Annotated in this window: 11 protein-coding genes and 2 pseudogenes; 10 read left to right on the top strand and 3 right to left on the bottom strand. The window is 71.5% G+C overall.

The features are described from left to right. The 4 genes and pseudogenes from VGO20_RS23600 to VGO20_RS23585 form a co-directional block, all read left to right on the top strand. Positions 1 to 202 (top strand): annotated as a pseudogene (locus VGO20_RS23600) (methyltransferase); the annotation flags it as partial. Between the two features lie 110 nt (positions 203 to 312). Beyond that, positions 313 to 1,824: a UbiD family decarboxylase gene (locus VGO20_RS23595; protein ID WP_327504844.1), complete on the top strand. Its 1,512-nt coding sequence runs from the start codon at positions 313 to 315 to the stop codon at positions 1,822 to 1,824. Positions 1,825 to 1,894: 70 nt separating this feature from the next. After that, a complete protein-coding gene (locus VGO20_RS23590) occupies positions 1,895 to 2,164 on the top strand; it encodes a type II toxin-antitoxin system Phd/YefM family antitoxin (RefSeq protein ID WP_327504843.1) in 270 nt (89 codons plus the stop codon). Then, positions 2,161 to 2,598, top strand: a complete 438-nt coding sequence (locus tag VGO20_RS23585) for a type II toxin-antitoxin system VapC family toxin (RefSeq protein ID WP_327504842.1) — start codon at positions 2,161 to 2,163, stop codon at positions 2,596 to 2,598. Before VGO20_RS23590 ends, VGO20_RS23585 begins: the two co-directional genes overlap by 4 nt. A 35-nt stretch (positions 2,599 to 2,633) precedes the next feature. Here the strand turns inward: VGO20_RS23585 and VGO20_RS23580 are convergent, their stop codons facing one another. Beyond that, positions 2,634 to 3,407: a ferredoxin--NADP reductase gene (locus VGO20_RS23580; protein WP_327504841.1), complete on the bottom strand. Its 774-nt coding sequence runs from the start codon at positions 3,405 to 3,407 to the stop codon at positions 2,634 to 2,636. Positions 3,408 to 3,724: 317 nt separating this feature from the next. Here VGO20_RS23580 and VGO20_RS23575 point away from each other — a divergent pair, with 317 nt between their 5' ends. The 6 genes and pseudogenes from VGO20_RS23575 to VGO20_RS28665 form a co-directional block, all read left to right on the top strand. Beyond that, positions 3,725 to 4,747: an SAM-dependent methyltransferase gene (locus tag VGO20_RS23575; RefSeq protein WP_327504840.1), complete on the top strand. Its 1,023-nt coding sequence runs from the start codon at positions 3,725 to 3,727 to the stop codon at positions 4,745 to 4,747. Positions 4,748 to 4,757: 10 nt separating this feature from the next. Continuing rightward, a complete protein-coding gene (locus VGO20_RS23570) occupies positions 4,758 to 5,087 on the top strand; it encodes a DUF2849 domain-containing protein (RefSeq protein ID WP_327504839.1) in 330 nt (109 codons plus the stop codon). Between the two features lie 37 nt (positions 5,088 to 5,124). Beyond that, positions 5,125 to 6,870 carry a nitrite/sulfite reductase gene (locus VGO20_RS23565; RefSeq protein ID WP_327504838.1) on the top strand — a complete coding sequence of 582 codons (1,746 nt, stop codon included), beginning with the start codon at positions 5,125 to 5,127 and terminating at the stop codon, positions 6,868 to 6,870. After that, positions 6,857 to 7,369 carry a DUF934 domain-containing protein gene (locus VGO20_RS23560; RefSeq protein WP_327504837.1) on the top strand — a complete coding sequence of 171 codons (513 nt, stop codon included), beginning with the start codon at positions 6,857 to 6,859 and terminating at the stop codon, positions 7,367 to 7,369. Before VGO20_RS23565 ends, VGO20_RS23560 begins: the two co-directional genes overlap by 14 nt. After that, positions 7,366 to 8,151, top strand: a complete 786-nt coding sequence (locus VGO20_RS23555) for a phosphoadenylyl-sulfate reductase (RefSeq protein WP_327504836.1) — start codon at positions 7,366 to 7,368, stop codon at positions 8,149 to 8,151. Before VGO20_RS23560 ends, VGO20_RS23555 begins: the two co-directional genes overlap by 4 nt. Continuing rightward, positions 8,148 to 8,279, top strand: a pseudogene (locus VGO20_RS28665) (DUF2061 domain-containing protein); the annotation flags it as partial. The gene VGO20_RS23555 and the pseudogene VGO20_RS28665, both read left to right, overlap by 4 nt. Here the strand turns inward: VGO20_RS28665 and VGO20_RS23550 are convergent. Both VGO20_RS23550 and VGO20_RS23545 read right to left on the bottom strand, forming a co-directional pair. Further along, positions 8,243 to 8,464 (bottom strand): hypothetical protein, encoded by a 222-nt coding sequence (locus VGO20_RS23550; protein WP_327504835.1) that lies wholly within the window; start codon positions 8,462 to 8,464, stop codon positions 8,243 to 8,245. The pseudogene VGO20_RS28665 and the gene VGO20_RS23550 sit on opposite strands and share 37 nt — an antisense overlap. Positions 8,465 to 8,476: 12 nt before the next feature. Further along, positions 8,477 to 8,906: hypothetical protein (locus VGO20_RS23545; RefSeq protein ID WP_327504834.1), on the bottom strand; the 430-nt coding region annotated here is incomplete at its 5' end.

The following is an 8,906-nucleotide window of genomic DNA, read 5'->3' as shown; positions in this document are numbered from 1 at the left end:
CCCGATGGCCGAGCGCGCGACCGCGTGGTTCCGCGAGCTGGCGCACCGGGGCTGCACGGTCGTCCTGGGCGACCCCGGCCGCGCCTACCTGCCGAAGGACGGGCTGGAGCCGCTGGCCCGCTACCCGGTGCCGACCACCCTGGACCTGGAGGACCGGGAACTGCGCGAGACCACGGTCTGGCGCATGCTCTCCAAAAACTAACCCTCTCCCTGTGGGCCCGCAGGGAGAGGGAATTAAACCCAGACGAAAGACTTGACGCCGCGCGCGGGGCATCGATTGTTAGGCCCCGCCCATTCCGGACACGGACCCCGATGCCCTATTCCTCGCTGCGCGACTTCATGGACCGCCTGGAGCGGTCGGGACGCCTCGTCCGGGTCCGCGAGCCGGTCAGCCCCGTGCTGGAGATGACGGAGATCCACACCCGCCTGCTCGCCGAGGGCGGGCCGGCGGTGCTGTTCGAGAACGTCGTGCGCCCGGACGGCGGGCGCTATTCCATGCCGGTGCTGATCAACCTGTTCGGCACCGTGGAGCGGGTCGCCTGGGGCATGGACCGCGAGCCCGGCGGCCTGCGCGAGGTCGGCGAGACGCTGGCCTTCCTGCGCCAGCCCGAGCCGCCCGGCGGGTTCCGCGAGGCGCTGGGCATGGTGCCGCTGGCCCGCACCGTGCTGGCGATGAAGCCGAAGACCGTGTCCTCCGCGCCGTGCCAGGACGTGGTGCTGACCGGCGACGACATCGACCTGTCGATGCTGCCGATCCAGAGCTGCTGGCCCGGCGAGCCGGCGCCCCTCATCACCTGGCCGCTGGTCGTGACCAAGGGGCCGACGGACCGGCGCGAGGACCGCTTCAACCTCGGCATCTACCGCATGCAGGTGCTGGGCCGCGACCGCACTCTGATGCGCTGGCTGAAGCACCGCGGCGGCGCGCAGCACCACCACCGCTGGCAGGCGGCGGGCAAGCGCGAGCCGCTGCCGGCCGCGGTCGTGCTCGGCGCTGATCCGGGCACGATCCTGGCCGCGGTGACGCCGGTGCCGGACACGCTGTCGGAATACCAGTTCGCGGGCCTGCTGCGCGGCCGCCGGGTCGAGCTGGTGGACTGCAAGACCGTGCCGCTCAAGGTCCCGGCCCAGGCCGAGATCGTGATCGAGGGGCTGGTCAGCCTGGACGAGTACGGCGACGAGGGGCCCTACGGCGACCACACCGGCTACTACAACGCGGTCGAGCCGTTCCCGGTGTTCCAGGTCACCGCGATCACGATGCGCCGCGACCCCATCTACCTCTCGACCTTCACCGGCCGCCCGCCCGACGAGCCCTCGGTCCTGGGCGAGGCGCTGAACGAGGTGTTCGTGCCGCTGCTGGTCCAGCAGTTCCCGGAGATATTGGACTTCTGGCTGCCGCCGGAGGGCTGCAGCTACCGCATCGCCGTGGTGTCGATCCGCAAGGCCTATCCCGGCCACGCCAAGCGCGTGATGATGGGGATCTGGTCGTTCCTGCGCCAGTTCATGTACACGAAATGGGTGATCGTCGTGGACGACGACATCGACGTGCGCGACTGGAAGGACGTGATGTGGGCGGTCAGCACCCGCATGGACCCCGCCCGCGACATCACCGTCGTCGAGGGCACGCCGATCGACTACCTGGACTTCGCGAGCCCGGAGAGCGGGCTGGGCGGCAAGGTCGGCCTGGACGCGACCAACAAATGGCCGCCCGAGACGCACCGCGAATGGGGCGTCAAGCTGGAGATGCAGCAGGACGTCGTCGACCTCGTGACCCGCAAGTGGGACAGCTACGGCATCCCGACCCTGGGCCGGCCGATCTGGAAGTGAGGGGCGACCATGTACATTTATGGCCAGAGTGGCTACGATGTACATTATGAGCGATGCCGGGAGAGAGACGATGGCGGAGCACTCGTCGGACGCTGACACCTGGCATCTGCGGGATGCCCGTGCCCATTTCAGCGAGCTGGTGGACAAGGCCGTGACCCGGGGACCGCAGGTCGTCACCCGTCACGGAAAGCCGGCCGTCGTCGTGGTGTCCGCCCGGGAATGGGAGCACCGGAATCGGCGCCGCGGCGATCTCGTCGAGTTCTTCGCACGCTCGCCGCTCGCCGAGGAGCGGGTGGAGATCGAACGCATCCGGGACGAACCGCGCGATATCGAGCTGTGAACTACCTGCTCGACACCAATGTGGTCTCCGAGCTGATCCGGCCGGAGCCCGACCCGAATGTCACGGCATGGATAAGCGCCACCGACGAAGACCGGCTGCATCTCAGCGTTCTCACCTTCGCCGAAATCCGCCACGGGATCGAACGGTTGCCCGAGGGCAGCCGGCGTGAACGGCTCACGCTGTGGATGGAAACGGACTTGACGGAGCGGTTTGCCGGACGGGTCCTGGAACTCGACCGCGCCGCGGCCGAGGCCTGGGGCGTCATGATGGCGCGCGCAGCGGCCGGCGGAATGCGGCTGCCGGCGATGGACACCCTGTTCGCAGCCACGGCGGAACGTCACGGCATGGTCCTGGCGACCCGCAACATCCGCGATTTCCGAGGCGCCGGCATCGAACTGCTCGATCCCTGGCAGCCCCGGGAATCACGCACCTGAGGCGGGCGAAGAACCGTCAAGCGATCCCCCGCCCCTCACTTCTCCACGAACGCCTTCTCGACGACGTAGTCGGCGGGCGCGTGCCCGGAGCCCTCGCGGAAGCCGCGCTCCTCGAGCATGCCCTTCAGCTCCGCCAGCATGGAGGGGTTGCCGCAGATCATCGCCCGGTCCTCGGCCGGGTCGAGGTCGTGCAGGCCCAGGTCGTCCGCCATCCGGCCCGAGCGGATCAGGTCGGTGATCCGCCCCTCGGTCGCGAAGGGCTCGCGCGTCACGGTCGGGTAGTAGACGAGCTTGCCGCGCACGAACTCGCCCAGGAACTCGTCCTCGGGCAGGCCGACCGTGATCGCGTCGCGGTGCGCCAGCTCCGCCTCGTGGCGGACGGTGTGGGTCAGGACCACCTTCTCGAACCGCTCGTACAGCTCCGGGTCGCGGATCAGGCTCAGGAACGGCGCCAGGCCGGTGCCGGTCGAGAACAGGTACAGCGTGCGCCCCGGCAGCAGGTTGTCCAGCAGCAGCGTGCCCGTCGGCTTGCGCCCGACCAGGACGCTGTCGCCGGGCCGGATGTGCTGGAGGCGCGAGGTCAGGGCACCGTTCGGCGCCTTGATCGACAGGAACTCCAGGTGGTCCTCGTAGTTGGGGCTCGCCATCGAGAACGCGCGCAGCAGCGGCCGGCCCTCCACCTCCAGCCCGATCATCGCGAACTGGCCGTTGGCGAAGCGGAAGGTCGGGCTGCGGGTCAGGGTGAAGCTGAACAGCTTGTCGGTCCAGTGGCGCACACTGGTGACCGTCTCCTGGGCGAAGGCACTCATCCTTGCAGTCCTCTGTCTCATGCGCGGGCGGCCGCTGAGCCGCGAGTCGGCCGCACCCTAATGTACATCACGACGATGTGATAGCTGTTTTTTCACGCAGAACCGTGCGGATAACGCATGGCTGATGCCTTACCGTCCCGCGTGGCGAATGGCGGCCCGGCGGCCGTTTCCCACACAAGTCTCTGATATAAAACGATATATTCCATTTTACACTATCCCCGGTATTAACAAATTTCTTTAGTTGAAATTATATTTTTCCTCGACAAGCCGGCAGCCGTCTTCGAATCTCCCCTCACGAACTGGAGCGGTGGCATTCCGTGGCACTCAGAACCTTCCCCATATCCCTGGCCGTGGACCGGCGCGTCGTCCTGCTTGCGGGCGGCGGCGAGTCCATGCTGCGCAAGGCGCGGCTGCTGGCCTCCTTCGGCGCCCGGCTACGCGTCGTCTCTCCGGCACCGGACGCGGCACTGGCGGCGCTGGCCGAGACGGTGCACCGCCGCCCCTTCGCCGCCGCCGACCTGGACGGCGCCGTCCTCGCCTTCGCGGATGGCGCCGACGCCGACACGGCCGCCGCGGTCGTCCGGCTCGCGGGCGAGCGGGGCATCCCCGTCAACGTCCCCGACCGCGCCGACCTGTCCAGCTTCCTGATGCCGGCGGTCGTCGACCGCGCCCCGATCACGATCGCGATCGGCTCGGGCGGCGCGGCCCCGGTGCTGGTCCGCCGCCTGCGCGAGCGGCTGGAGGCGGCGCTGGAGCCGGAGCTTGGCCGGCTGTCCGTCCTGCTCGACCGTTTCCGCGGCGCGGTCCGCAGCACGCGTGCCGACGAGACGGCGCGCCGCCGCTTCTGGGAGGCGGTCGTCGACGGCCCGGTCGCCGCCCGCGTGCTGGCCGGCGACGAGGCCGGGGCGACCGCGGCGATGCTGCGCGCCCTCAACGACCCCGGCTACGGCCAGGAGCGCATGGGCCGCGTCTCGCTCGTCGGCACCGGCCCGGGCGACCCGGACCTGCTGACCCTGAAGGCGCTGCGCGTGATCCAGGACGCCGACGTCGTCGTCCACGACGCCTCCATCGACGCGCGCATCCTGCCCTATGTCCGCCGCGACGCGCGGCGCATCTTCGCCGGCCCCGCGGCCGACGCGGCGTCCCTTGCCGCGGCCGCGGCGCTGGCCGGCAACCGCGTCGCGCGCCTGATGCCCGGCGACCCGCCGGCGTCCGGCGGCCATGAGCTGGAGGCGCTGCGCGCCGCCGGGATCGAAACCGAGATCGTGCCGGGGGTCCATATGGGCATCCCCGCCGAAGACGTCATCACCAGGACCGCCCGGCCGGCCGCGGCGGAATGAGGGACTTGCCATGCTCGTGAAAGCCAAGGGGGACCTGCAGATCGTCGGCGCGAGCCGGCTGGACGACGGCCTCGCGGTCTGGCTCGGCGCCGGCCGGCGCTGGGTCGAGCGCGCCGGGGAGGCCGAGGTGTTCGCCGCAGCCGACATCGCCGCGGCGCTGGCGGCGGCCCAGGCGGACGTCGCGGCGCAGCTCGTCCTCGACGTCTACCCCATCGACGTGGCGGTCGTGGACGGCCGGCCCGTGCCGTTGCACATGCGCGAGCGGGTCAAGGCGCTCGGCCCCAGCATCCGCCCCGACCTCGGCAAGCAGGCCGAACAACCCGCCGGCTTCGCGCTCTGAGCCCCCCAGAAAGCCCCCGGGACAGGAGATATCCCGCATGACCCACATGCAGCAGCCGGCATCGGTCCATCCGGGCGCCGCCCCCGCAAACGCCCCCACGAACGCCCCCGCCGACCTCCACGCCGGCGTCTACCGCTACGACGACCTGGACCGCCGCTTCGTGTTCGAGCGCGTGGCCCAGTTCCGCGACCAGGTCGAGCGCCGCCTGTCCGGCGCGCTGACCGAGGACGAGTTCAAGCCGCTGCGGCTGATGAACGGCGTCTATCTCCAGCTCCACGCCTACATGCTGCGGGTCGCGATCCCCTACGGCGTGCTGAGCACGACCCAGCTGCGCCGGCTGGCCGAGATCGGGCGGCGCTGGGATCGGGGCTACGGCCATTTCACGACCCGGCAGAACCTCCAGTACAACTGGCCGCGCCTCGTCGACGTGCCGGACATGCTGGAAGCGCTGGCCGAGGTGGACATGCACGCCATCCAGACCAGCGGCAACTGCATCCGCAACGTCACCACCGACCATTTCTGCGGTGCCGCCGCCGACGAGATCGTCGACCCGCGCGTCTACGCCGAGATCCTGCGCCAGTGGTCGACCCTGCACCCGGAGTTCAGCTTCCTGCCGCGCAAGTTCAAGATCGCGATCTCGGGCACGCCGCAGGACCGCGCCGCCGTGCGCACCCACGACATCGGCCTGATCGCGGCCCGCAACGAGCGCGGCGAGACCGGCTTCACCGTGTATGTCGGCGGCGGCCAGGGCCGCAGCCCGTTCCTCGCGGTGACCGCGCGCGCGTTCGTGCCCGAATCCGAGCTGCTGGCCTATCTGGAAGCGATCCTGCGCGTCTACAACCAGCACGGCAGGCGCGACAACATCTACAAGGCGCGGATCAAGATCCTGGTCCACGAGCTGGGCGAGGCCGAGTTCCTGCGCCGGGTCGAGGAGGAGTACGCCCGCCTGCCGCGCGCCGAATACGCCCTCGACCCCGCCGTCGTCGCGCAGATCGAGCGCCACTTCGCCCCACCGCCCTTCGCCGCCCTGCCCGCGGCCAGCGAGGCGTTCGAGAAGGCGAAGGCCGGCGACCGCGGCTTCGCGCGCTGGGCCGCGACCAACCTGCACCCGCACCGCCAGCCCGGCTACGCGATCGCGACCGTCAGCCTGAAGCCGATCGGGGGCATCCCCGGCGACGCGACGTCGGCGCAGATGGACGCGGTCGCCGATCTGGCCGACCGCTACAGCTTCGGCGAGGTCCGGGTCAGCCACGAGCAGAACCTGGTCCTGGCCCATGTCCGCCAGGACGACCTGTACGCGCTGTGGACGGCGTTGGAGGCGATCGGCCTCGGCACCGCGAACGCGGGGCTGATCTCCGACATCATCGCGTGCCCGGGGCTGGACTACTGCGCGCTGGCGAACGCGCGGTCGATCCCGATCTCGCAGGCGATCTCGGAGCGCTTCGCCGACATCGACCGCCAGCACGAGATCGGCGAGCTGAAGATCAAGATCAGCGGCTGCATCAACGCCTGCGGCCACCACCATGTCGGCCATATCGGCATCCTCGGCGTCGACCGGAAGGGCGAGGAGCTGTACCAGCTCCTGCTCGGCGGCGATGCCGGGCCCGAGGCGGCGCTGGGCGAGATCGCCGGCCCCGGCTTCGACGCCGGCGGCATCGTGGACGCGGTCGAGACCGTGGTGCGCACCTATCTCGCGCGGCGCTCCGAGGGCGAGCGCTTCACCGAAACCATCCGGCGCATCGGACACGCGCCGTTCAAGGAGGCCCTCTATGGCGCTGCTTGACCAGCAGGGACGCCCCGTCCCCGACGCCTGGCACACCGTCGCCGACGGCGCGCCGGTCCCGGCCGACCGTCCGGCCATCGTCCCCCTCTCCCGGCTGGCGGCCGAGCGCGACGATCTCGCGGCCCGCACCGCCCCGCTCGGCGTGAAGCTCGGCACGGGCGAGCTGGCGGAGCACGTGGCCCCCTATCTCGGCCTCGTCTCCCTGGTCGCGGTGGAGTTCGCGAAGTTCCGCGACGGCCGCGGCTTCTCGACCGCGCGCGAGCTGCGCGAGCGCCACGGCTTCGCGGGCGAGATCCGCGCGCTCGGCCACACGCTGCCGGACCAGTACCGTTTCCTGCTGCGCTGCGGCTTCACGACGGTGGCGATCCCGGACGACCGCGACGCCGCCGCCTGGACGGCCGCCCTCGGCCGGATCGCGATCGCCTACCAGCGCGCGGCCGACGAGGCGGCGCCGGTCTCCCTCCTGCGGCGGCGTCTCGCCGGGGTGGGTGTCTCGTGACCGCGGCCCTCCGGCGCCAGGAGCCGGCGCAGGAGCCGGAGCCGCAGGGGATCGAGGCCGAGGCGGCGGAGCTGTCGGCCCGGTACGGCCATCTCGGCGGCGAGGCGTTGCTGCGCCCGGTGCTGACCGGCGGGCTCAAGGGCCGGATCGCGCTCGTCTCCTCCTTCGGGGCGGAGAGTGCGGTGCTGCTGCACCAGGCGGCCTCGGTCGACCCGTCGGTGCCGGTGATCTTCATCGACACCGGCAAGCTGTTCGGCGAGACGCTGACCTACCGCGACCGGCTGCTGGCGCGCCTGGGCCTCGGCGACGTGCGCAGCATCGGCCCGGACGAGGCCGAGCTGGCGGCCCAGGACGCGCAGGGCGTGCTGTGGCTGCGCGACGACGCCGCCTGCTGCGCGCTGCGCAAGGTGCGGCCGCTGGCCCGCGCGCTGGGCCCGTTCGACGCCTGGATCACGGGGCGCAAGCGCTACCAGGGCTCGACGCGCGCCGCACTGCCGGCGTTCGAGGTCGCGGACGGCCGGATCAAGGTCAACCCGCTGGCGGGCTGGACGCGCGACGACGTCGTGACCTATCTCGACCGCCACGACCTGCCCCGCCACCCGCTGGAGGCCGACGGCTTCCTGTCGATTGGCTGCATGCCCTGCACCGACCGGGTCGCACCGGGCGAGGACGCCCGCAGCGGCCGCTGGCGCGGGCGCGGCAGGACCGAGTGCGGCATCCACCTGTCGCTCTCGTCGGCGCCGGGCACGGCGGCGGGCGCCGGCGCGGGAGACCCGCAATGAGGGCCGGCGCCGCGCTGCGCTCGCATCTGGCCTCGATCGCGAAGGCGGTGAGCTGGCGGGTCACCGCGGGGATCGACACCTTCATCGTCAGCTACCTCGTGACCGGCAGCATCAAGGGCGCCACCTCGATCGCGGCGCTGGAGCTGATGACGAAGATCGGTCTGTTCTGGGCGCATGAGCGCGCCTGGCTGCGCCTGGAGCGGCGCGACTGGTCCCGGCTGCCGCTGCTGCTGCGGCCCTTCGCCCGCCGCCCGGCGCCGGGCCTGGGATCGGGGCCGGAGCGTCCGGCCGCACCGCCGGCCCGCCGCTTCACCGTGCGGCGCCCCTACGCCCGCGGCGCATCTTCCGCGCCGCGCACCAGCCTGTCGAGGTCGAGCAGCGCGGAGACCGCCAGCACGTCCTCGCCCGGCGGCTCGTCGCCCTGGTTGAGCGACCAGAAGGCGAAGGCGCACAGCTTGCAGAATGCACCGGTGACCGTTGTGGCCGGGGTCGCCGCCAGCGCGTCGGCGGCCATGGACGACCGCCGGAACGCCGCCTCCAGGATCGAATCGTAGTTCCGCTCGTCGACCCGCTCCGTCCGCTGCGCCCACAGGCGCTCGGTCCTGAGGCACCAATGGTGCCATTCCCGGAACCACGCCACCGCCGGGTCGCCGTTGTCCGCGGGCGGCGGCACCGCGTTCCGGCGGGGAATGGGGAGCTGCGGCAGCGCCGCGCGTATGGCCGCCATCGTCTCCTTCTCCCAGTCGCGCTTGCGC

Origin of the sequence: Arenibaculum sp., from assembly GCF_035998295.1 — a bacterium.
Lineage (GTDB): Bacteria > Pseudomonadota > Alphaproteobacteria > Azospirillales > Azospirillaceae > DASYHS01.
The sequence above is the reverse complement of the archived record's forward strand: the minus strand, read 5'-3'. Positions and strand labels throughout refer to the sequence as shown.